A 22,525-nucleotide genomic window follows, 5' to 3' on the forward strand; every position below is an offset into this window, starting at 1 on the left:
CCGGCGGGACCGGTGGCGCGGCGCCGGGCAACCCGACCTCGGCTGCGGGCTTGCCCGGCGTGGTGTGGCGGTTGTCAGTCGCGGCAGCCGAAGGCGCAGCCCGCCGGGTCGCACTGGAGTCCTGCGGCCATCCGGGTGAGCATGAGCCGTAGCTGCGGGTGGTCGATGGTGTCGGCGAAGGGCCAGCCGAGCCCGTCGGCGAACGCCTCGACCTTCGGCGCCCCGTACTTCGGGTAGTCGGCGTTGTCGATGGCTGACATGACGTCGTCGCGGCCGAGGAGCCACGCCAGTTCGGTCAGCTTGTCGACCGAGCGTTCGGCCGAGTTGCCGCGGTGGCCGATGATTTTGCCGATCGCGAACTTCAGGTACCAGCGGGCGTAGGTGTCGGCGTCGAGCTGCTGGCTCCACCGATGCTGGTCCCACTGTGTCGCGGTGATGTCGGGGTTGAGGAACTCGCGGGCGTGGTCGAAGTCGAGCGCCTCGGTCAGGACCTCCTCGCGGAAGCCCAACAGGTCGGTGCCGGCGTCGCGGACGGCCCTTACCCGGGCGGCGATCTCGTCTGGGGTTCGTGCGGCCATGTCTGCTCCTTGGGTCTGTGGGTGTTCGGGGTGTTTGTCGGTCGCGCCGGTCGGGCGGAGGGCACGGTGATCGGCGTCCTGAAACGTGTGGAGCCCTCGCAGGTGAGTGCGCCTGCGAGGGCTCCACACGCTGTCGGGGCTCGGCGTGGTGCCGGGGCGTGCTGCCGCCCGACATGACGGCCGCTGACGCGGCTGGAAAGTGCGGTCAGGAGTGGGCGTCGACTACCGCTACCGACCACCCGGCGGGGTTGAACGGGTCACTGCGCCGTAGATGCTGGCTGGGGTACCGCCACGGCATGACCTGGTCAGGTCGTGGCGGCCACCGGGCGTCGGGTACCGCCTGGCTGGGGTCCGGGTCGCGGTTGCCGAGCCGCAGGTCGTTGAGGACCCGCCGCAGGCGCGGCGGGATGTGTCCGGTGTCGGTGCCGCGTCGCACCGCCTCGTCGGTGCCGAGCCAGACGACACCAGCCCCGTCGGCCCAGGCGATCGGTGTGCGCCCTGGCGGGAACCGCCAGCCGGGATGCAGTAGTCGCGGCAGCGGCACGATGTCGCCGGGATGGCGTGCCCACTCGGTGTAGGACGCCACGACCGTGCCGGGTCGGCGGCCGGCCCGGGTGGCGTCGGCGCAGGCCGCGCACGGGGCGTCGCCGGTGCGGGTGGTGCCGCCGCAGGATTGACAGGTGCGCCAGTTCGTGAGGTCGGCGGCAGGACTGTAGTCGGGGTTCCACGCTCCGGTTGCCTGCCCGCCGAGTCGGTAGCCGTTGATGGTGCGAGCCCGCAGGAGGGGCCGCAGCGCGCGGGCGAGCTGAGCGTCGATGGTGGCGACCGCGGGGCGGGCGCGGACGAGGACCGCGATCAGGCGATGGTCCATCGGTGGTTCCTTCGGCTGGTAAGGGCGAGGAGGGCTTGCCATGCGGTGTGAGCGTTGACGGGCGCCGAGGGTGCGGTGTTCGTGCCGGTGTGCGTGGGGTGGACTTGCCGGTCACTGCCGGTCACCGTTCGTCCGGCGGGCGGATACCGGCGGCGGTGTAGGAGGCGGCGGTGAGGTGGCGTGCGGCGATGCGTAACCCGTCGGCCGCCTTGTCCAGTGAGGTCCGGACCGCGACGGCGTCGGTGCCGTCGAAGGCCCCGCTGCCGTTACCGGTGGCGGTTTGACGGTGTGTGAATCGGCGTAGCCCGTCGGCGAGGGTGTGACTCAGGTAGGTCAGCGAGGTGGCGAGCGAGGCGAGGTCGGATGGGGCCGGGAGCGCGGCGGTTCCGGCGGTGCCGAGGCAGGTCGCCAGGTAGGTGACGAGGGTGCCTGCCGCCCGGGAGGCGATGCCGGTCATCTGCGGGCTGAAGGGGGCGCTGTCGCCGAACGCGACGCCGAGCAGTTCCCCGAGTTGGTCGTGGGTGAGCCCTCCGGGCAGCTCCTGCCCGAAGCTTTCGTCCCCGTCGTCGTCACCGGCCTGGCCGCCCACCTCACCGCCGCCGGGCATCGTCGGCCGGTCGTCGCTCAGGTCGTCGGTGTCGTCGGGGTGGTCTGCCGCGCTGGGGTGGGTCGGCGGCTGCGCCGGGACGGCGATTGCCCAGGCGGTCGTCGCTTGGCGGGCGCGGGACCAGGCGGCGGCGGTGTAGCCGACCGAGCTGGCGGTGATCTCGGCGGCGGCGTCGAGCAGATCGCGGGTGTCGTGGACGTGCCCGCGAGCCTCAGCCCACGCACCGGAGGCGGTGTCGTCGGTGACGTCGATGTCCGGCTGTCGGCGGATCAGGCTGGTGACGTGGTCGCCGACCTGTGTCTGTATCCGGGCGAGGAGAAGCGTGGTCCGGTACAGATGCCCGAGCAGGTGCGCGACGTCGGCGGGTGCGGGCATGGTCATCAGGGCGCTGAACGGTCCGGTGGCCATGCGCAGCCACCGGTCGAGGTGTTCGATCGCGGTGATCGCGGTGCCGAGGCGGCCCGGGCTGTAGACGCCGTCGGGGGCGAACAGGCCGGCCATCTCGTCGAGCCAGGCGCGGGCGTCGTCGTCGACCGGCACCGTCTCCTCCACCCACACCGGCTGGCAACGGTGCCCGGCCTCGTCGAAGCAGATGGGGGTGTCGTCTGCCGGGTGCCGCCACCGGGTGGTGTCGACTGCGGCCGTGCCGGGGTTGCGGGTGGATCGTTCTGCCACCGGTTCTTTGCACTTTGGGCAGATCATGGTGTGGAGCATCGTGTGTCCTTTCAGGTATGGCGCGGACGCGGCGGTCACGACCGCCGCGTCCGCGCATGGGTGTGGGATCCGTGGCCGAGCGCGCCGGGCAGGCAGGCGCAGAGCCAGCGGGTGTGCCGGTCGGTGACCAGTGGGGAGGCGCCCGGTGACCGGCGGCGTTGCCGCCTGTCTGCCGGGTTCAGCCGACGTGCGGCGTCCCGGGCGCTGGTGGTACGCGGATCACGCGGGCGGCGACCTCGTCGCCGCAGATGGCTACGGCCAGCGTGTTGAGGTCGATGCTGGCTGCGGCGCGCAGCTCGTCGATGAGCTGTCCCTGGCCGGGTTGGCACAGTGGTAGCGCGATCACCAGGTCGTCGCCGTCGGGGCCGGGATCGTCGTGGCCGGGGTTGTCGGCGTAGACGACTCGCACGGTCGTGTACGGCGGCTGGTCCGGGCCGGGCGGCAGTTGCGGCAGCCCGTTGGACATCAGGTAGACGCCGTCGTCGATGACGAGCAGCAGTGCTGGGCCAATGGGTTCGTCATCGACCGGTTCGGCGCGTTGTGGCGCGGTTATGGCGTGCTCGGCCAGGGTGAGGGTGTCGGCGAGGTCGAATCGGAACACCGACGTCGCGCCGGTCGGTTCCTCTTCGTCGCCGTCTCGACCTGATGGTGTGGTGGGACGGCCGGCGTGAGACGCCTCTTCCATGGATAGACCCTTCCTGCTTTGGGGCGTACGGAGATGGCCGATCCACTGGGCACGTGGATCGGCTGCCGAGGAGATGCGGTGCGGGTCGGTTCGGTGTCGCCACGTGCCGGGGCACTCCGGCGTGTTGCCGACCGGCCTCCTCCTGGGAGGGCGGCCGTGACGTGCCGATGGGTGCGACGGCGTCACCACCGCCGGGGACCGTTGCCCGGTCCAGGGGCCGGCGGCTACTGCTGGTCGTTCGGCAGCGGCAGGCCGGCGGCAAGGTAGGAAACGGCGGCGAGATGGTGCGCGGCGAGGTGTAAGCCCTCGACCGCCTTGTCGAGCGAGGCCCGGATCGCGGCGGCGTCGGTGCCGTCGAGAACGTCGCCGTCGCCGCCCGGTCGGCGCTGTGTGAACCGGTGTAGCCCGTCGGCGAGGGTGGCGCTCAGGTACGTCAGCGAGGTCGCGAGCGACGCCGCATCGCTCGGTGTGGCGATCGCGGCGCTGCCGGCCACGCCGAGACACCTCGCCAGATAGGTGACGAGGGTGCCGGTCGCCCGTGCGGCGATCCCGGTCAGCTCGGGGCTGAAAGCCGCGTCGTCACCGAACGCGACACCGAGCAACTCGCCCAGCTGGTCGTGGGTGAGCCCACCGGGCAACTCCTGCCCGGAACCCGCATCCGCAACGGTTTCGTCGCCGGGCGGGTAGTCGGCCTGGTCAACCACGGTCAGGCCGTCCGGCAACCGCTTCGGCACGGCCACCGTCCAGGCCAGCGCCGCCCGGCGGACGCAGGCCCAGGCGGCGCCGGAATAGTCGGCTGAGCCCGTGGCCGTCTCGGCGGCGGCGTCGAGCAGTTCCCGGCTGTCGTGTGCCTGCCCGCGAACCACGGCCCACGCACCGCGAACATCGTCATCGCCGATGTCGACGCTCTTCTGGTCACGGACCATTCGGGTCAAGCGGGTTCCCGCCTGTGTGTGGATTCGGGCGAAGAGCCGCGAGGTCCGGTACAGGTGCCCGACGAGGAGTGCGACCTCGCCGGGTGTCGGCATCGCCATCGTGGCCCCGAACGGCCCGGACGCCCGGTACAGCCAGTGGTGGAGATGCTCGGCAGCGTTGATCGCGGTGCCGAGACGGCCGGGGCTGTAGAGGCCGTCGGAGGCGAACAGGTCGGAGATCATGGCGAGCCAGGCGTGGGCGTCGTCGTCAACCGGCAGCAGTTCCTCGGTGATCACAGCGTAACTACGCTTGCCGTCTTCGTTGAAGCAGATAGGTGTGTTGTCCGCGAGGTGCAGCCACGGGTAGCGGTCGGCGCCTCTGCCGGGGCCGGCAGCGTGTCGGCTGGAATCTTCTGCCACCGGTTCCCCGCACACGGGGCAGATCGTGATGTGGAGCATCGGTGGGTTTCCTTTCTCGGATGGCGCCGGGCGCGGCGGTCGGACGTGACCGTCGGTCGGCCGGGACTGGGATGTGCGGCCGGCCCAGGGGGCGACGTCGCCGGATCCTGCGGGCGAGCCGGTGGCGGACCGGCGCCGCAGCGACCGGTCGCTGACGGCGTTGTCTGGCCGTCGCGGGGGTTCGGCCGGCGTGCGCCGCCCGGGCGCCGGCGGTACGCGCAGGGCGGCGAGGGTAAGCGTGTCGCCGGAGATGGTGACGGCCAGAACGTTGGATCCCCTGCTGGCCGCGATGTAGAGCTCTTCGACGAGTTGTTGTCCGCCAGCGGTTTGGCGTAGCGGCAGAGCGATCACCCTGCCGTCGCCGTCGCCGTCGCTGTTGCTGTCGTGGCGAGGCTGGCTGGGGCCGACGTTGTCGGGGTAGACGATCCGCACGCGGTCGTGCGGCGGTTGGTCCGGACTGGGCGGTAGCTGCGGTAGGCCGTTGGACGTCAGGTAGGCGGTGCGCTGCTCGGCGACGACGACCAGCGCGGGACCGGTCAAGCCAAGATCGCTTTGGTTGACGTGCCGTCGGGCGGTGACGGCGTGCAAGGCGAGGTCGAGAACGTCGGCGAGGTGGAACCGGAACACCGGCGTCGCGCCGGTGGACGCGTCGTCGGGGTTCCGATCTGACAGTGGTGGCGTCGGCGGATCGGTGGAAGCCGTCTCGGACATGGGGAAGTCCTCCTTGGTGAGGGCGTGCGGAGATGGCCGGTCCACTGGGTGCGTGGATCGGCTGGAGCGGATGTGGTGCGGGTTGGTGCGGTGCGACCTGGTGCCGAGGGCACCCGGCGCGGTGCCGACCGGCCCCTTGCGGGGCGGGTGGACGTGACGCGCCGGCGGGTGCGGCGGTTCCGAGGTGGGACCGGACCGGGGTGGAGATGGGCGAATGTGAAGGTTGTGTCGGGCACGGTAGCGGGCGGATCTGTCAGGCATGTCTCGGGCGACAAGCGCCGGCGGCCACGGTTGACCTGGGCTGTCAGACGTTCCGGAGGCAGCGGAACCCGGTTAGGCCAGTTCTTGTCAGACGCTTCGGATCTGACAAATGACCTTCCTGTTCGGTAGCGGTGCTGATCACCGACCGGGTGCGGAGTCGCTGCTGTCCGACAGCGCAGACGCCTGATCGGGTCCCGCGTCTGGTCGGCGGTCCGCTGCCCGCAGGCCGCTGCCGGTCGGGTCGACCGCTGGCGCCGCAGGTCACATCCCGTCCCTGTGACCTGCGGAAACGTCACCCTCCCTCGCTACTGTTCCGGCCATGGCTGGAGAGTTGGTGGTGCTGGTCGGCGGTCCCGGTGACGGACGGAAGGTGAGAGCGTCCGGGCCGACGGTGGTGTGGCGTGCCTGCCTGTACGAGCGGACGAGCGGTCATCAGCAGGTGCGTGGCCGCGAGGTGCCGGTGTACGGGCACCGGTCGGACTGCTGCGAAGGCGACGGGCACGGTGACACCGACGGGTGCGAGTGACATCTGCGCCCCCGCACCGATACTCGTCGCGGTGGAAGCTCATTTCCGCAGTCGAAGCATCGCCTGCCGGCCTATTTCCACGAGTGCGCGGGCGGTCGCGGCGAAGATCGGCAGAATCTGTTCTTCCAGTGGCGCCCAGGTGAGGCGGAGGTACAGGTTTCCGTCGACGGCGACGATGACGGGTCTGGCGTTATCTTCGACAAAGGCGTGCGCCGTAGTACCGAGCCCTTCGACAGGGCTCAGAACCTCCCGGCTGGCGTTGAGTCTGCGGACACTTTCGTAGATTGACCAGGTGGTGCCGCCGTCGTTTGCCACCGTCATGTGCGCTGTCGCGACTCCGACGGTGCTTCCGTTTCCGAGAATGGCGCTGCATCTGACGACGGCGACGGATCCGACGGTCGAGATCTGCGCGTGAGGCTCCGTGCGACGTTCACCGACTTGCGCGGTGAGCGGTGTCCAGTCGACGACGCCGCAGGGTCGGTCCACCGCCGTGTAGCGGGCACTCGCCGCCGGGACAGCGGTGACGCTCAGGCCACCCAATGCCGGAGGAGACGCGACCTGGACAAGCCCGCCTGGGCGTGATCCCGCCGACCGTTCCGCGGCGTCGTTGACGGGGCCGCGACTGCCACCGAGCGCCAGACCCGCGGCGAACAGTGCGACGGCGAGCCCGTAGGCGACCGGGACTCGTGTCCGCCGCCGCGCCGTCCGGGAGAGGGAGGCCGGGCACGCAGCCCCTGCGCGCTCGGGGATTCGGTGCTGGCCGCCTGACATGGGAAAACCACCTTGCTTACAGCGACGACCCGGACGAACGGCCCGCGGTCGGCGGGGCTTGTTGTCAGTCGTGCGCCGCATCGTCATCGGCCGACGGCTCCGGCCAGCCGCCGAGTGCCTGGTTCAGCAGGCCACTCATCTCGCGGGTGAGGTTGTGCAGGCTGACCAGGCTGCGGGTGCGCAACTCGCCGCGGCTGCGGCGCGCCCGCAGCAGGGACGTCACCAGCTCTGCCACCGTGTCCTCGACCCGATCGAGAGTCCGTGTGTATGGGTCCTCCCGACTTGCGGGAATGGGCGGGCCGGGTGGAGTCAACGTCTTCGACGACATCTCGCCTCCTCGAATCAACAATGCCGGTCAATGGATGTGATTGTGTCCGCGTCGGATGCTCGGGGAAGCGGCATCCGACGCGGACCCGGCGCCTGCGGTCACGACCAACCACACACCCGGTGCACGTGCACCCGATGTCCCCACGACGGTTAACCGGTCCGCGCACGTAACCCCCATCGCGGCCGTACCGGTACCGGCCGGATCAACACGTACGCCCTCGCAGAGCTGCCGCCACAAAGTATGCACGGCGGAACCGTTCCGGAACACGTGACAACCATTGACACCGACCACAGTGGGCAGTGGTAACCCGCCCACGGGTTGTCAATAGATGTCACGTAGCGGAGACACGCCGACCCGGATTAGCTTGGCCACACATCGCCGATGCCGAGCACCGAACCATCCGACGGTCCGACCGTTTCCGGGGCTTGGCGAATTCGAGCCAGCCCTTCTGCGGCTGGCGTTATCCCGGGGGTATCCCATGCACACTCAACCCGTTAATGGCGCATGCCCGAGAGACAGACTCCGGGTGGTCCGGGAGCAGCCGACCCGCCCGGAGGAGGTGCGATACGCCGAGGGCCTGGGCCTGTGGCTGATCAGCCGGCACGACCACGTCCGGCAGGCGTTCGCCGACGTCGACAGCTTCGGCAACGCGCTGACCCTGGCCCCGGTCTACCCGCTGTGCCCCGAGGCCCTCGCCATCATGGTCAGCCTCGACGTGCCGCCGACCACCGCCGCGGCCGACCCGCCGGTACACACCCGCACCCGGCGGGCGCTGCGGGCCACCTTCGCCAACACCGACCCGCGGGTCGCCATCCAGTACGGGCCGATCGTGCGCCGCCGGGTCGATGAACTCGTCAACGCCGTCGCCGCCCGCCGCGGCGAGGTCGTCGACCTCGTCCCCGAGTTCACCACCCTGCTACCGCTGCTCGTCATCCTGGACATTCTCGGCGTACCCGACCACGAGGTGACCCGGATCCGGGACTGGGCCGACGGGCAGATCGCCCTCGGCTGGGGCCAACCCGACCCCGCCGAACAGGTCCGCCTCGCCCGGAACCTCCTCGACTTCTGGACCTACTGCCAGGGCCTCGTCCACCAACGGGTCACCGGCGCCCTCGACGGCGACGACTTCATCTCCCGCGCCCTGCGCTACCGAGACGGCGACGACAAGATCCTCACCGTCGACGAGGTCGCCTCCCTGGCCTTCAACCTCCTCGTCGCCGGCCACGAGACCACCGCCGGCCTCCTCACCCACAGCCTCGAACAGGCACTGGCCGTGCCACGCCGCTGGGAACGCATCGCCGCCGAACCCGCCAGCGTTCCCGCCTTCCTCGAAGAGGCCCTGCGGTTCAGCCCCGCCATCGACGGCTGGCTACGGGTCACCCGGCGGCCGGTCACCATCGGCGGCGTCACCATTCCCGCCGGGCAACGCTGCCTGCTCCTCATCGGCGTCGCGAACCGGGACCCGGCGACGTTCACCGACCCCGACCGGTTCAATCCCGCCCGGCACGACGCGGACCGCCACCTGTCCTACGGACACGGCCCCCACTACTGCATCGGGGCCGCACTCGCCCGCCTCGAAGCCCGCACCGCGCTCGTCCGGCTCGCCGCACGGATGCCGGACCTACGCCTCGTCCCCTGGCACACCCCAGCCCTCGCCCCCAACCTCGCGTTCCGTGCGCTGCGGGCACTGCCCGCGAGGCAACGGCTCATCGGCATCCGCCGCTGAGCCGACCCGAACCACCACAACCCCGAAAAGGAGGTGCCCAACGCCCCAGCCCGCAGACCGCGCGACAGCCGCCCACCCGCACCACCAAGCCGCTACGAACGCCTCACCGAGAGGAATCCCATGCGAGGGATCAAGCAAACATTGGCCACCACCGCCGCGGTCGCGATCACCGCCACCGGACTCGCGGTGACCGGCACCGCAACGCCCGCCCAGGCCGCCGAGTGTCGAACACACCCGCTCTCCGGATACGTCGGCATGACCCGCGAGCAGTCGGGCACGTCCGGCGCCGTAACCGCCACGACCTGGCGCACCACCGCCAAGTGCCAGGACATCCAGGTACGCGGCGTGCTCGGCGCCAGCGGAGGACGACGGGCGCGCTGGTACGACGTCTGCGTCATCTTCATCGACCGCACATCCGCCTGCAACTACTGGTCACGGATCCGGCTCGGGCACTGGACCAACGTCGCGACCAACGTAAGAGACGGCGTCAGCTTCAAACTCCGCGTGCGGGTACCGGTCGGAGCCGACATAGCCAGAGGACAAATGGACTTCTGACGCGAACCGGTCCCCGACCCTCGCCGCCGCCCCAGAAGGCCGCCTCACACCCCTGCCAGCAGACGCGACAACGGCCGCCCATTCCGACAGCAGGCCGCCGCGAACACATCAACGAAAGGAATCCCATGCGAGGGATCAAGCAATCACTGGCCACCACCGCCGCGATCGCGATCGCCGCCACCGGACTCGCGGTGACCGGCACCCCCACGCCCGCCCACGCGGCCGGGTGCCGCGCCGCCCCCTACTCCGCCACGTTCATACAAGCCGGCGGAGCCCGATGGAGCGGAAGCACCGGCTGGATGTACAGCACATTCGGCCCCTACACCACCACCAGCCAGTGCCGCGACATCAACCTCAAGAACCAACCCCGAGGCGACCGAGCCGCCCGCCAACTCCGCGCCTGCGTCATCTTCGTCAACCACACCAGCGACTGCAACTACCTCACCACGGTCAACGCCGGCCAGTGGGCCAACGTGGCCACGAACGTCCAGGACGGAACCCGATTCAAAGTCATGATCGGGGTCAATACCGCCGCCACCCCGTACGGCGCAGACGGGGTCATGGACTTCTGACCCGGCACCAAGCCCGGATACGCCACCGCTTGATGCAGTGGCGGCACCAGCGGAAGGGTGGACGGTCCAAACGGGCCGCCCACCCTTCCGCTTCCGTCGTACCCCGGACGGGCCCGTGACGAATCTGAGCTACCCGCGGACAGCCGCCTGGACAGCGAAATCGAGTAGGACGCTCCTGCCGCGCTACAGGGTTCGGGATCGTTGACAGTCGATGATTACGGCTGCTGGTCGCCTTGCGTGGTCCACCACGTCGCGATCGCCGCTCGTCCGCGCAGGCCGAGCCGTTGAAGGATGTCGCGGACGTGGACGTCGACGGTGCGGGCGGTGATACGCAGGTGCGTACCGATCTCCGCGCTGGTCATGCCCTGAGTGATCATCGCCGCTACCTCGCGTTGGCGGTCAGTGAGCCGGAGGCTTCCGATCGCCGCGGGGCGGCGTGAGGTGGACTCCTTCAAGGCGATCCGGACGGCGTTGGCATGACGCCGAACACCGGCGTCCACCGCCTCGGCAAGCCCTGTCTCACCGAGGACGCCCGCGATGGCGGCGCGAGCTTGGGTGTTTCGCCGGGCGAGCGGACGCAGACCGGGAAGGTTCACACCTAGTTTCTGCTGCCGGGCGCGGGACGCGCCGAGAAGCCACCCGGCCCGGCGGGCCTCCGTGCTCACGCTGTCGCCACCGCCCAGCTGTGCGGCGATGATCCACGCTGACAGTTCGATGCTCCAGGTCTGGCCCCACTGATCATCAAGGTCACGCTGCAGACTGAGGCCCCGGGCGGCGAGTTCCTCAGCCCGTGCGTGGTCATCGTTGGCGAGAGCGGCCAGGGCGGCGGTCCACAGGGCCCAACTGATCGTCCACGGCGCGTGAGCCGCCTCCGACTGGCGAAGATATTCCTCGGTGTTGCGCACCGCCGTAGCGGGGGCGTCGGCGAACGCCGACGCCATCGCCCACATCAAACTCGCCATCTGCCGGTCACCGGGACTGTCGGCGAGCGCCTCGCGGGCAGCCGCCAGGAGGCTGATCGCGTCCTGGCCGCCGGTGTTGAGCGCCACGCTGGAGCCGTGGCCGTACAACACCGCCGGGGTCACCGCGAGCTCCCACTGCTGATGCAGCTCGTAGGCGGCGCCGACGAGTTCCGCGGCGTTGGTGTGGCGGCCCTGGGTAGCGTCAACCCACGCGGCCAGGCTCATGGTGGCGGCGAGGTCAGCCGCGTCGTCGCGGTGGGGTGTCGGGATCGTTTTGGAGGCGTCTATCACCCGGCGCAGTTGCTGTGTGGCCAGGTCGAGCCAGCCGAAGAAGAACGGGGCGCGGGTGCGTACGAGATCCCGGCAGATCTCCCGAGCGGCCGGTAGGTCCTGGCAGGCGATGGACTCGTCGATCGCGGCGAGGATGTCCGGTAGTTCGCGGTGGACCGTAGCCATCGCTTCGGGTTCGGTTGGGCCGAGCCAGGTGGTCGCGGCCCGGCTTGTCAGGGCGCGGTAGTAGTCGCGGTGTCGGTCGCGCACCCGCTGCGTCTGACCGGAGGTGGCGAGTTTGTGTCGCCCGTAGTCCCGCAGCGTGTTGAGCAGGTAGTACCGGGGCGGATGATTCAGCCCCGCTGTGGCGTCGACGGAGAGGACGGACTTGTCGACCAAGCCGCTGACCAGGTCGAGCACCTCGGCGGTGGCGACTCCGTCGCCGGTGCAGATGGCCTCGATCGCCGACAGGTCGCAGAAGCCGGCGAAGGTGGATACACGATTCCACAGGGTCTGCTCGCCGTCGGTGCACAGGTCGTAGCTGACATCGACGACCTGTCGCAGGGTGCTGTGCCGGGGCGGATTCTCATTGTCGGCACACGCGGCGGAGGGGTCTGCCAGTAGCCGGAACCGGTGGTCGGCGAGGCGCTGGGTGAGCTGTTGGACCGACAGGGTGCGAACCCGACTCGCCGCCAGCCGGATCGCCAGGGGCAGCCCGTCGAGCTGCCGGCACAGGTCGGTAACGGCCCGTTGGTCGTCGATGACGGCCGGGCTCGCGCCAGCCGCCAACGCGCACGCGTTGAAAAGGTCGACAGCCTCGTGCGGCGGCATCGGTGGCACGACGAGAGTCTGTTCGCCATCGATGGACAACGCCTGCCGCGACGTCGCGAGGATCCGCACGTGCGGCGCGGTGCGGACCAATGCGTTCACACACTCTCGGACGGCGGGTACCAGCTGCTCGCAGTTGTCGAGCACGAGCAGAATCCGCCGGTTGTGGAGGTGGTCGAGGAGGACGTCCAGACCGGCGGGCCCGAGCTGTCTGATACCCAGCGTCAGTGCCAGATGGGCGTAGATCCGCTCCGGAGTGACGCCCTGCGGCTGCAGAACGCCGAGGTCGACCATCCACGCACCGCCCGGATGCGATGACTGCAGAAGATGGGCCACGCGTAGCGCGAGTCGGGTCTTGCCGACACCACCGGTGCCGATGAGGGTCAGAAGCCGCCCGTGGCGTAGTCGGGAGCATGCCTGAGCCAACTCTGCATCACGACCGACCCAGGTCGCGATGTCCAGCGGCAGAGTGCCCGGTGTGGTCACCAGACGACAGTAACGCCCCTCACATCCCGATTTCAGTCTCGAATAGAACCCGCAGGGCCTGATTCCAGGCAATCTACCTACCGCACACCGAGTACTACATAGACGACCCGAAGCCCTCTACGTATTTGTCCCGATACATAGCCCCCGCGTCGCGGGCGAGACTGTCAGATGTTGGACAAGAACGTTCGAGGCAAGATCGCCCATCGTGGCGGCCTGGCAGCCGAGCCAGCCGCTACAGCTACTTCGTGAACTTGCTCTGCTGGATCACCAGCGGGCACTACCATCAGTGGTGGAAGGTACGGACGTCGAACCACCGCTTGGACCAGCGAGTTCGTGCGTATTCCCCTGCGGCCCGAGCGCGAACGCCACGCTGCTGTCCTCGAGGGCGGACAGCGCGCCAGGCCCGCCAACAGATCGCCACCGAGCGCCGCGACGGGTGTTTGGGATCTCGTACACCTCGTTCGCCGTAGGCATGCGCGCTCCGCTACCGCTTCGACGACCACACTCGGCCCCGCACAAGGGGGCCTCGCGGTGGACCCGCACCGGAACCACGTCGACAGCACTGCCGACGACCCCGGCGCCGACCGACGGGAGCGAGTAGAAGTCGATGTCAACTCAACCCATGGCGGTTCGTGTCGCACTCGACGCGACCGTCCGAGCTACCGCATCACGAAGACGAGGAACGGAATCGGGACGTGAACGAACTGTTGGAGCGGGTCATCGCCGCACATGGCGGTATGGACCGTTGGAACGAGCTGGCCTCCGTCAGCGCTCGGGTGCTCGGCGGCGGCGCGCTGTGGCCGCTCAAGGGACAGGAGGGAATCCTGGACGACGTCGTCACGCGCGCCGAGCTGCACCGCCAGTACGCCGGAAGCACACCGTTCGGTGCGCCGGGACTGCGTAGCGCTGTCAGCCCCGACCGCGCGGCGATCGAGACCGACACGGGTGAGGTCGTCGACGAACGACTTCATCCACGGAATGCCTTCGCGGGTCATGAGATCTCCACCCCGTGGGACCGGTTGCATCTGGCGTACTTTAACGGGTACGCGATGTGGAACTACCTCACCGAGCCGTTCCTCCTGGCGGGCCCGGGCTTCCAGGTCGAGGAGCTCAAGCCCCATCACGAGGACGGCGAGGTGTGGCGAACGCTGGAGGTGACGTTCCCCGACAACGTCGCGACCCACAGCAGGAAGCAGACCTACTACGTCGACGATGCCGGCCACATCCGGCGGCACGACTACGTGAGCGAAATCGTCGGTCCGAACACCCCGGTCGCCGCCAATTACAGCTCCGACCACCAGGAGTTCGACGGCATCCTGATCCCCACCCGCCGCCTGGTCTACCTGACCGACCCCGACGGCAACGCTGTCAAGGACACCGTCACCGTGTCCATCGAGTTGCGGGACATCACCTTCACCAAGGAGTGAGACGTGACGACTTACCTCATCAACCACCTACGGATCCCCGGCGGCGTACCTAACGAGAAAGGCCTCGCCTACCTCGAGCAGGTACAGGCCACCACAGAGCCGTACGGCGGCAGGTGGCTCGTGTTGGATGCGGAAGTCCACGTCGTCGAGGGAGCGTGGCCGGGTTCGGCAGTGTTGATCGAGTTTCCCGACATGGCCAAGGCGAAGGCGTGGTACAACTCAGCGGAATATAAGCAGATCCGGAATCTCCGCACTGACAGCACGATCAACGACCTCATCCTCGTCGACGCCGTCGGTCCCGGCTTCACGGTTGCTGGCTACGCCCAGCAGATCCGTGCGGCGGCCCAGACCGGCGGCTAAACATCTCGTGACCTCTCGTCTGGGGGCTGTTTCTGACCTACACGCGCATCGAGCAATTGGTAGACGGTCTCCGGTGAAGGTCTGAACGACCACGGGGAACCCGGATACCGACACCACGTGGCCACCTCGGCGGCGAGGCGGTTACCCCGACCGACGCCGTGAACACGCAGAGACAGGCCGTCGCCGTGAGGTAGACGGCCGACCACTCGACGGACACCTGACGGAAGGGCACCATGAAGTACCGAACGCTGGGCCGAACCGGTGTCAGGGTCAGCCCCTACGCCCTGGGAGCCATGATGTTTGGCGCCATGGGCAACCCCGACCACGGCGATTCGATTCGGATCATCCACAAAGCGCTCGACGCGGGGATCAACTTCGTTGACACCGCCGACGTGTACTCCCAGGGGGAATCCGAGGAGATCGTCGGCAAGGCACTGAACGGCCGGCGTGACAACGTCGTACTTGCCACCAAGGTGCACTACCCCATGGATGACGATCCGAATCACCTGGGCAACTCGCGGCGCTGGATCATGACCGCGGCCGAGAACTCCCTACGCCGCCTCAAGACCGATCACCTCGACCTTTACCAGATCCATCGCCCCGACCCCACGGTCGACATCGAGGAGACCCTGTCAGCCATGTCCGACCTGATCCACAGCGGCAAGGTGCGGGCGATCGGCGCCTCAGGCTTTCCCCCGTCGGAGATCGTCGAGGCACAGTGGGTCGCCGAGCGGCGCGGCCTCGAGCGGTTCCGTACCGAGCAACCGCCGTACTCGATCCTCAACCGAGGCATCGAACGCGAGGTCCTGCCGGTCTGCCAACGCTATGGCATGGGCACCCTGGTCTGGAGCCCGCTGAGCCAGGGGCTGCTCACCGGCCGATTCCGCAAGGGGCAGCAGACCGACACCCATCGGTCCGGCGGCATGCCGCAGCACTTCACCAACGAACGCAAACTCGATGTGGTCGAGCAACTCATCCCGATCGCCGAGGGGGCCGGCTTGCCGATGACCCACCTCGCGATGGCGTTCGTCATTGCCCACCCCGGCGTCACCTCGGCGATCCTCGGACCGCGCACCATGACACAGCTCGACGACCTGCTCGCCAGCGCTGATGTCACCTTGGACGACGAGATCCTCGACCGGATCGACGAGATCGCCCCACCCGGCACCGACACCGCTTCCAACGACGTGGCATACACGCCGCCGGCCGTGACGAACACGAGCCTACGTCGCCGGCCGGCCGCCGAACGCTCGGCCGCCTGAACCACGGTCGCGCCAGGATGCCCTTCGGCCCGCACCTGCCCCATGCGTAATCGTCGGCGCGGCACCGCTGCGCCCATCGCCGCCCTTACAGTTCGCCGCCCCGGACGTTCGTGGTGGAGCGTCCCGGCTGGTCGAGCGGTGACTCGCGGCGTCGGACCTGAAGCGCTGCTTGGACTGTAGGATCTTGATGGTCCGAATCCCGCGTCGGCTGGGTCTGCTGTCTTCTGCCCGCCACACGTTGCACGCAACTCCATCATCCTTGCACGATCCTGTCGCCGCGAGGCGGACGACGCGGGTTCTGTGCTGCACTGGTGACATGTTTGCAGGCGAGCTTCGCGAACTGCTGGAACGGCATGCGCGTCCCGATCTCACCACGGCCATCGACGGGGTCCGGATCTGCAGAGAAGACCGTACGGCCTCGCCAGGGTCCTCGATGTCCGGTGCGGTGCTGGCGGTCGTCGCCCAGGGATCCAAACGTCTGGCGGTGGGAGATCACGTCTACGAGTACGGCACCGGCCAGTACCTCGTCACCTCGGTCGACCTTCCAGTGACAGGACAGTTCGTCGATGCCGTTCCGGGCCGCCCCGCACTCGGCTTCGGAATGACTCTGGAACCCGCCGCCATCGCGGAGTTGTTGCTGCGGGTCGGGCCCGGGGATCTACCGCGGTCCCCGGGCCCCGTACGGCCGGGAATCGCGGTCACCGACGCCCCGGACGAGCTGCTCGACGCGATCGTCCGACTACTGCGCCTGCTCGACCGGCCACAGGACCGCAAGGCCCTGGTTCCCCTGGTCAAGCGTGAAATCCTCTGGCGGTTGATGACCGGGGAACAAGGTGACATCGTCCGTCAACTCGGCCTTGCCGACAGCAGCCTGACACATATCAGACGTGCCGTGCAGTGGATTCGGGAGAACTACGACCGACCGTTTCGGGTCGAGGAAGTGGCACAAGTCTCGGGAATGAGCGTCTCCGCCTTCCACAAGAACTTCCACGCCGTGACGGCAATGGCGCCGATCCAGTTCCAGAAACACATCCGACTACAGGCAGCCAGATTGCTGCTGGCAAGCCGGCCACACGATGTCACCGGCGTGAGTAAAACCGTTGGATACGACAATCCGTCCCAGTTCAGCCGGGAGTACCGGCGTCAGTTCGGTGCTCCGCCCAGCGTCGACGCGGCCCGTATGCGGGATAGGGCTGTCCCCACCCCTGCGGCGCTGCCCTGACAGTCCTCCGAGCGAGGAGGATCGTGCAACTACGCGAGACGATCACGCTAGCGCAGTTGTCGCGGCGTTGCTTGTATTGGAGATGCCGGAACGAACGTCGGATTCCGGTTCCACCACCATGAAGAAAGAGGCGGCAATGGACGTTGCTGACCGATCGCCGATCGCTGGCCGACCATCTCACGGGGAGTATATGAATTACCGCATGCGGGGAAGACCCGGAATCGAACTCGACCGGATGTCTCTCGTCGCTGAGTGGTCGAGTCGACCGTGACTGTGAACGACGCCATTGTCCGCGCCCTTGGCATCGGGCCGAACTCCTCCCGTGCCGAGCGCACGATCGAGATCACGACGCTGGGCCGGCGCAGTCGTATTCCCCGCCGCATCGAGGTGTGGTTGCACCGCGTCGACAGCCGCTGGTATCTGACCGGCATGCCGGTGCCCCGTAGTTGGTACGCGAACCTGCGCGCCAATCCGCAGTTCATCGTCCATCTGAAGCACGGGGTTACGGCCGACCTGCCCGCGACCGCGGTGCCGGTCGACGAGCAGACACGGCGGCGGATGATCGCCGCCGCCCTCGATCTGCAGAACCGACCCGACCTCGCGCCGAGGATCGGCCCACGCCAGAGCTTCGACGAGTGGTTCGCACACAGCCCACTGGTCGAGATCGTGTTCGATGACGAGCAGTTGCGGACCGCAGCGTCGTCCCGGTCCGAATAGCCCGAATCTCACTGCTCGGCAGCGCCATGGAAGCTTCCCTCCGGCGCCGGCTGGGAGCCCTGATGCCGCCCCAGCGGGCCCGTCGCGTGCCGATTCGGACAACCGCCTGCCCCGGCTAGCTGCGTTGGCCGGGGAACAGAATCAAGGAGAGATCAATTACCATGCAACCGAACGTGATCAGCAAGATCTACATCGACGGCGAGTTCGTCACCCCGCACGGCACGGAACTCTTCGACCTGTACAACCCCGCCACCGGGCAGGTGATCGGGCAGGTTCAACTCGCCGACCAGGTGGACGCGGAGGCCGCTATCGCGGCCGCCAAACGCGCCCTACCGGCGTGGTCCGCGACCTCCCGAGAAGAGCGGATCGACGCGCTGCGCCGACTTCACGACGCAGCCGCCGCACGGCTGGAGGACCTCCGGGAAGCCGTCGGCATCGAGTACGGCGGCCCTGTCCGCAACCGGTACCTCGTCGATTCGACTGCCGGCGCGTTCGCCGACATGATCAAGACGCTGGAAACCTTCGAATTCACCCGGCAGGTCGGCAACGCCGTCGTGGAGATGGCGCCGATCGGCGTATCCGGCCTGATCATGCCGTGGAACTCCGACGCGTTCTTCATCGCCGACAAGCTCGCGACCGCCCTGGCCGCGGGCTGCACCGCCGTCATCAAGCCGAGCGAGATGAGCGCGACCCAGACCCAGGTTCTGACCGAGGCACTGCACGCTGCCGGACTACCCAAGGGGGTCTTCAACATCGTGACCGGCCGCGGCGACGTCGTCGGAACCACCATCAACCGTCACCCCGACATCGCCAAGATCTCATTCACCGGCTCCACCGAAGTCGGCAAGATCATCATGCGCGAGGCGTCCGACACCCTGAAGAGCCTGACGCTCGAACTCGGCGGCAAGTCACCGTCCATCATCCTCGACGACGCCAACCTCGAAGAGGCCGTGAGTGGTGCGCTCGGGTCAGGATTCGTCAACAGTGGACAGGCGTGCGTCGCCGGCACCCGCATCCTCGTCCAGGAAAACCAACTCGACGACGTCCTCGCACTCATCACAAAGAAGGTGGAGGCCGACCATCCCGTCGGCGACCCGCGCGACCCAGCGACCGCCATCGGCCCCATGGTCAGCCAGCGGCAATGGGAACGCGTCCAGTCCTACATCCAGCGAGGTGTCGACGAAGGCGCCCGGATCGTCGTGGGCGGACCCGGACGCCCCGAAGGACTCCCCGACGGGTACTACGTACGACCGACGGTGTTCGCCGACGTCACCAACGACATGACGATCGCACGCGAGGAGATCTTCGGACCGGTCCTTTCAGTCATCACCTACCGCGACGAGAACCACGCCGTCGAAATCGCCAACGACACCACCTACGGCCTGCACGCCTACGTGTTCTCCAGCGACCCCGCGCGAGCCCGCCGCATCGCGTCCCGCCTCGAGGCGGGACGCGTATCGGTCAACGGCGGTTTCGAACAACTCTCCCCGTTCGGAGGGTTCAAGCAATCCGGCCTCGGACGGGAATACGGCAGCTTCGGTCTTGAAGGCTTCCTGGAGCCCCGGTCCGTGATGCTGTGACGGGCACGGCCGGACCCCGTAGCCGGCATACACGAGAGCGTTCCGCAAACTCGTGGCATACCTCCGGCACGGGGCCCGGCCGACCCGCCCGCGCCAACGGCGCGGTGAACGAGCCGCAACCTCGACGAGTAACTCCTCCCGCTGTCACCGCGACAACCGACGCCAACCGGCCGCAGCTGAGCCGAACTGGACGACACCTGCCGGCCAGACCGCACCGACAGCGTCCATCACCGGCATCGGCTCGTTACTTACCAAGTGCGAGCCGTTCACAGGGGGTTTCGTATGGTCGTCGTCCGTACCGACCAGCGTTGACTGACGCGAATAACGGGCTGCTGCGCCGGGCCGAAAATTCGCAGCGGGCCACCTTCCTGGAACTCTTCTTCGACCTGGTCTTCGTCTTCGCACTGACCCGGATTTCCGACCGACTGATCGACGTCTTCGAGACCGGACGCCGGCTGCCCTTCTACGAGACATACCAGACCCTCCTGCTCTTCCTGGCCATCTGGCTCATCTGGACCATCACCGCGCTGGTCACCAGCCGACTCGACCCGGACCGGCCCGTGGTGCAGTTCGTGGTCGTCGCCACCATGCTCGGCGCGCTAGTGATGGCGGTGGCAGTGCCCCACGGACTCCACCAACGTGCCACCGTGTTCGCCGGTGCGTACGTCACCCTCCAACTCGGTCGCTCGCTACTGCTCCTGCGACCGAACCGGCAGGATCGGACCGCGACCATCCGATCGATTGTCTGGTTCGGGCTGACCGCCGTCCTATGGCTGATCGGCGCGTTCGTCCCCCAGGTGTCGCTACGGGTCGTGCTCTGGACCACGGCCATAGTCACCGACTGCGTGGGCGTGATGCTCGGCTGGCCGACCCCGAAACTAGGCCGAACGCCGATCTCCGAAACTGCCATCGCCGGCGAGCACCTGGCCGAGCGATACCAGCAATTCCTACTGATCGCGTTAGGTGAGTCGATCCTGGTCATCGGCCTGACCTTCAGCGGCGCCAACTTCGTCGCCGACCACACCAGCGCCTTCCTGCTCTCGTTCCTCACCACCGTGCTGCTCTGGCGGGTCTACTTCCACCGGGCCGGGCACGTGCTGCCCACCGCGATCACCAGCGCCCGTCATCCGGCCCGGCTCGGAATCAGCGCGGCCTTCTCCCACCTGCCGATGCTCGCCGGAATCGTACTCACCGCCGTCGGGTACGAACTATCCATCGCCCACCCCTTCGGTGACACCGCCCCCGCCTGGCTCGTCGCGATCCTCGGCGGACCCACCCTCTTCCTGGCCGGCCGGGCCGCGTTCGAGCACCAGATCTTCGCCCGGATCTCCCGCTCCCGCCTATACGCGCTCGTGACACTCGTCGTGCTGGCGCCAGCGCTGGCGTTCGTGCCGCCGTTAGCGGTGAGCGCAGCTGCCGCCGCAGTCCTCGCAGCCGTCGCAGGCGCCGACATCCTGCGATCACGCAACCGACCACCAGAGCGCCCCACCCCGCCGGTGAGACTAAATTGATCTCGGTCTGACAGCTGCACCCAGACCGGTCCGGTGGCTGCTACGCCGTCGGCTGGGACACCTACGGCCTCGTTGGTGACATGCCGGTCGTAGCTCGCGACATCCCGGAGCTACTGCAACGGCTGCTGGCCACCAATGGCGTCCAGAACACCCTGCCTGGTCCCTATTATGGCGACGCCTACGATCAGCCGCACCTTCCGGCGCGCTGATCGCGGCATGGGCGGACACGCCTTACCCCTCGTCGGCGTCTCCATGATGGTTGTCGCCGACGTATCCACCAGACGTGTGGACGACAGTCGCACGCGAGCGGAGGTGGCCGTGCCGTGGGATGCGCTACCTCCGCGAGGGCTCCACGCTGGCGGCCGGCACCGTCACGATCACGTAATCCTCGGTCAGGTCCGGCTGCACGTCGACCATGGCGTTCTCACCGACGTAGCGGACGACGAACGTGGTCTCGCGGAGCCACGTCTCGTCATAGTCGGCAAGACTTTCTGGCACTTCGCCCAGAAGTCGCACTTCGTCACCCGGCTTGACCGCAGCATTCGCCGGAGCCTCATCGCGTTGGATGGCCGTGATCGCGTCGATGAGAGTCTCCAACGGTTTGGTGTCTGCGGCGTAGTGAACCAGATGGCCCGCCTGGCCGAAGATGACATCCGCCTGAGCCCTGTTCAAGTCGGCCAGCGCCTCGACCGCACCGGCCGCCAGAGCCGAACTCCCCGACGTGTCGAGTTGCGCCGCCAACGCTAGGAGCAGGCGATCGATGACAAGTTCCGTAGTCTCCTCGTCCCTCACCCGGCGAGCATATGGCCCAGCCGACGGCCCGTTGTCGGCCAACGCGTGCAAGGGCAACTTTGATGTCATGCAGCCGGCCAGTCCACCGGCATCCGCTCGTCGGCAGTTCCGGGTCTCTTGCCGCGGACACGACGGTCCGCAGCCGGCTCACCGGCCAAGTCGTCCCTCGCTACCGGCGGCGCCCGTGGCGCGTCGGTCCCCTTTGCTTCGGCCGGCGAGGACGGTCTGGGTGGCTTTCCGGCCGGAAAGCCGAGTCGATCAGAACGACACGATGATGCCGACCATCGGGGGGCGGCGTAGCCGCAGCAGGCGAGCGAACCAGTTCCCTGCCCGTGACATGACGTATCGGCGGGCCAGCAGCTTGCGGGCCAGCGCCGTCCCGTCGCCGTCCAGCAACCGGGCCGTTCCCGTCGCATCCGTCGCATCCGGCGCCACCGTCCCGCGTACGGAGCACGGCTGCACACGCACTTGCGGGTTGTTCCGGATCCGCTTGACCTTGCCCGAACCCGCTCCGGTCACGATCCAGAGTTCAGCACCATGCGGTACGTGCCAGACCGGCGTGCTCACCGGAGTGCCGTCCTTGCGGTAGGTGGTCAGACTGACGTACCGGCTACGGACGATCTCGTCGGCCACGGTCATCCTGCCAGCGTAGCGAGCCGCGCCCCCGGGCCGCGCCCGCAAGGTTGAGAGCAACTGGCCGGCAGGAAGGCTTACCCGCGCCCTCCGCCAGGCTAGGCCAAACGGTTAACCCAGGCCGGACATGCTGATCAATCCGATAGAAGAAGCCCTTCGAGCCTCACGGTCCGTCACCGCCGCCAGCGCCCTCGGCG

At 68.2% G+C, this 22,525-nt stretch carries 21 protein-coding genes; 11 read left to right on the plus strand and 10 right to left on the minus strand.

All coding sequences use genetic code 11. The annotated features are described in order from the left end of the window. Positions 1-74 precede the first annotated feature (74 nt). The 5 genes from Pen02_RS09365 to Pen02_RS09385 form a co-directional block, all read right to left on the minus strand. A complete protein-coding gene (locus Pen02_RS09365; protein WP_203865575.1) occupies positions 75-578 on the minus strand; it encodes a hypothetical protein in 504 nt (167 codons plus the stop codon). 205 nt (positions 579-783) lie between these two features. Continuing rightward, positions 784-1,449 (minus strand): hypothetical protein, encoded by a 666-nt coding sequence (locus tag Pen02_RS09370; RefSeq protein WP_203865553.1) that lies wholly within the window; start codon positions 1,447-1,449, stop codon positions 784-786. A gap of 121 nt (positions 1,450-1,570) precedes the next feature. Beyond that, positions 1,571-2,731, minus strand: coding sequence for a hypothetical protein (locus Pen02_RS09375; protein ID WP_203865554.1), 1,161 nt, complete (start codon positions 2,729-2,731; stop codon positions 1,571-1,573). 217 nt (positions 2,732-2,948) lie between these two features. Further along, on the minus strand, positions 2,949-3,371 hold the full coding sequence (locus tag Pen02_RS09380) for a hypothetical protein (RefSeq protein ID WP_203865555.1): 423 nt from the start codon (positions 3,369-3,371) through the stop codon (positions 2,949-2,951). 308 nt (positions 3,372-3,679) lie between these two features. Next, positions 3,680-5,539: a hypothetical protein gene (locus tag Pen02_RS09385; RefSeq protein ID WP_203865556.1), complete on the minus strand. Its 1,860-nt coding sequence runs from the start codon at positions 5,537-5,539 to the stop codon at positions 3,680-3,682. 580 nt (positions 5,540-6,119) lie between these two features. On the opposite strand from Pen02_RS09385, the gene Pen02_RS09390 reads away from it, so the two are divergent. Beyond that, complete coding sequence (locus Pen02_RS09390; RefSeq protein ID WP_203865557.1) at positions 6,120-6,326, plus strand: hypothetical protein; 207 nt, start codon at positions 6,120-6,122, stop codon at positions 6,324-6,326. Between the two features lie 39 nt (positions 6,327-6,365). Here Pen02_RS09390 and Pen02_RS09395 read toward each other — a convergent pair whose 3' ends face one another. Then, on the minus strand, positions 6,366-7,097 hold the full coding sequence (locus Pen02_RS09395; protein ID WP_203865558.1) for a hypothetical protein: 732 nt from the start codon (positions 7,095-7,097) through the stop codon (positions 6,366-6,368). Between the two features lie 64 nt (positions 7,098-7,161). After that, on the minus strand, positions 7,162-7,332 hold the full coding sequence (locus Pen02_RS09400; RefSeq protein WP_203865559.1) for a hypothetical protein: 171 nt from the start codon (positions 7,330-7,332) through the stop codon (positions 7,162-7,164). A gap of 652 nt (positions 7,333-7,984) precedes the next feature. On the opposite strand from Pen02_RS09400, the gene Pen02_RS09405 reads away from it, so the two are divergent. From Pen02_RS09405 to Pen02_RS09415, 3 genes are all read left to right on the plus strand, one after another. Continuing rightward, positions 7,985-9,151, plus strand: coding sequence for a cytochrome P450 (locus tag Pen02_RS09405; protein ID WP_203865560.1), 1,167 nt, complete (start codon positions 7,985-7,987; stop codon positions 9,149-9,151). A 120-nt stretch (positions 9,152-9,271) separates the two neighbouring features. Then, a complete protein-coding gene (locus Pen02_RS09410; protein WP_203865561.1) occupies positions 9,272-9,706 on the plus strand; it encodes a hypothetical protein in 435 nt (144 codons plus the stop codon). A gap of 125 nt (positions 9,707-9,831) precedes the next feature. Beyond that, positions 9,832-10,278, plus strand: coding sequence for a hypothetical protein (locus tag Pen02_RS09415; protein WP_203865562.1), 447 nt, complete (start codon positions 9,832-9,834; stop codon positions 10,276-10,278). 215 nt (positions 10,279-10,493) lie between these two features. Here the strand turns inward: Pen02_RS09415 and Pen02_RS09420 are convergent, their stop codons facing one another. After that, a complete protein-coding gene (locus Pen02_RS09420) occupies positions 10,494-12,824 on the minus strand; it encodes an ATP-binding protein (protein WP_203865563.1) in 2,331 nt (776 codons plus the stop codon). A gap of 707 nt (positions 12,825-13,531) precedes the next feature. Between Pen02_RS09420 and Pen02_RS09425 the strand changes: the two genes are divergently transcribed. The 7 genes from Pen02_RS09425 to Pen02_RS09455 all read left to right on the plus strand — a co-directional run bounded on the left by Pen02_RS09425 (position 13,532) and on the right by Pen02_RS09455 (position 20,903). Next, positions 13,532-14,251, plus strand: a complete 720-nt coding sequence (locus tag Pen02_RS09425) for a hypothetical protein (RefSeq protein ID WP_203865564.1) — start codon at positions 13,532-13,534, stop codon at positions 14,249-14,251. Between the two features lie 3 nt (positions 14,252-14,254). Further along, positions 14,255-14,611 carry a DUF1330 domain-containing protein gene (locus Pen02_RS09430; RefSeq protein ID WP_203865565.1) on the plus strand — a complete coding sequence of 119 codons (357 nt, stop codon included), beginning with the start codon at positions 14,255-14,257 and terminating at the stop codon, positions 14,609-14,611. A 233-nt stretch (positions 14,612-14,844) separates the two neighbouring features. After that, complete coding sequence (locus Pen02_RS09435) at positions 14,845-15,873, plus strand: aldo/keto reductase (protein WP_203865566.1); 1,029 nt, start codon at positions 14,845-14,847, stop codon at positions 15,871-15,873. 316 nt (positions 15,874-16,189) lie between these two features. Continuing rightward, a complete protein-coding gene (locus tag Pen02_RS09440; RefSeq protein WP_203865567.1) occupies positions 16,190-17,095 on the plus strand; it encodes an AraC family transcriptional regulator in 906 nt (301 codons plus the stop codon). Between the two features lie 252 nt (positions 17,096-17,347). Continuing rightward, the gene (locus tag Pen02_RS09445; protein WP_203865568.1) at positions 17,348-17,812 is read left to right on the plus strand and encodes a nitroreductase/quinone reductase family protein; all 465 of its coding nucleotides are present in this window, start codon (positions 17,348-17,350) and stop codon (positions 17,810-17,812) included. A gap of 173 nt (positions 17,813-17,985) precedes the next feature. Next, complete coding sequence (locus Pen02_RS09450) at positions 17,986-19,392, plus strand: aldehyde dehydrogenase family protein (protein WP_203865569.1); 1,407 nt, start codon at positions 17,986-17,988, stop codon at positions 19,390-19,392. Between the two features lie 308 nt (positions 19,393-19,700). Next, positions 19,701-20,903, plus strand: a complete 1,203-nt coding sequence (locus tag Pen02_RS09455; RefSeq protein ID WP_239140346.1) for a low temperature requirement protein A — start codon at positions 19,701-19,703, stop codon at positions 20,901-20,903. A 333-nt stretch (positions 20,904-21,236) separates the two neighbouring features. On the opposite strand, the gene Pen02_RS09460 is transcribed toward Pen02_RS09455, so the two are convergent. Next, positions 21,237-21,695, minus strand: a complete 459-nt coding sequence (locus Pen02_RS09460; RefSeq protein ID WP_203865570.1) for a hypothetical protein — start codon at positions 21,693-21,695, stop codon at positions 21,237-21,239. A 258-nt stretch (positions 21,696-21,953) separates the two neighbouring features. After that, positions 21,954-22,334: a PPOX class F420-dependent oxidoreductase gene (locus tag Pen02_RS09465; protein ID WP_203865571.1), complete on the minus strand. Its 381-nt coding sequence runs from the start codon at positions 22,332-22,334 to the stop codon at positions 21,954-21,956. Positions 22,335-22,525: the final 191 nt, after the last annotated feature.

Source organism: Plantactinospora endophytica, assembly GCF_016862915.1.
In the GTDB taxonomy this organism is placed as follows: domain Bacteria; phylum Actinomycetota; class Actinomycetes; order Mycobacteriales; family Micromonosporaceae; genus Plantactinospora; species Plantactinospora endophytica.

Coding starts and splice junctions, on each gene's coding strand:
- Pen02_RS09365 (WP_203865575.1), bottom strand. CDS start 578: ATGGCCGCACGAACCCCAGACGAGATCGCCGCCCGGGTAAGGGCCGTC.
- Pen02_RS09370 (WP_203865553.1), bottom strand. CDS start 1,449: ATGGACCATCGCCTGATCGCGGTCCTCGTCCGCGCCCGCCCCGCGGTC.
- Pen02_RS09385 (WP_203865556.1), bottom strand. CDS start 5,539: ATGTCCGAGACGGCTTCCACCGATCCGCCGACGCCACCACTGTCAGAT.
- Pen02_RS09390 (WP_203865557.1), top strand. CDS start 6,120: ATGGCTGGAGAGTTGGTGGTGCTGGTCGGCGGTCCCGGTGACGGACGG.
- Pen02_RS09395 (WP_203865558.1), bottom strand. CDS start 7,097: ATGTCAGGCGGCCAGCACCGAATCCCCGAGCGCGCAGGGGCTGCGTGC.
- Pen02_RS09410 (WP_203865561.1), top strand. CDS start 9,272: ATGCGAGGGATCAAGCAAACATTGGCCACCACCGCCGCGGTCGCGATC.
- Pen02_RS09415 (WP_203865562.1), top strand. CDS start 9,832: ATGCGAGGGATCAAGCAATCACTGGCCACCACCGCCGCGATCGCGATC.
- Pen02_RS09435 (WP_203865566.1), top strand. CDS start 14,845: ATGAAGTACCGAACGCTGGGCCGAACCGGTGTCAGGGTCAGCCCCTAC.
- Pen02_RS09440 (WP_203865567.1), top strand. CDS start 16,190: ATGTTTGCAGGCGAGCTTCGCGAACTGCTGGAACGGCATGCGCGTCCC.
- Pen02_RS09465 (WP_203865571.1), bottom strand. CDS start 22,334: ATGACCGTGGCCGACGAGATCGTCCGTAGCCGGTACGTCAGTCTGACC.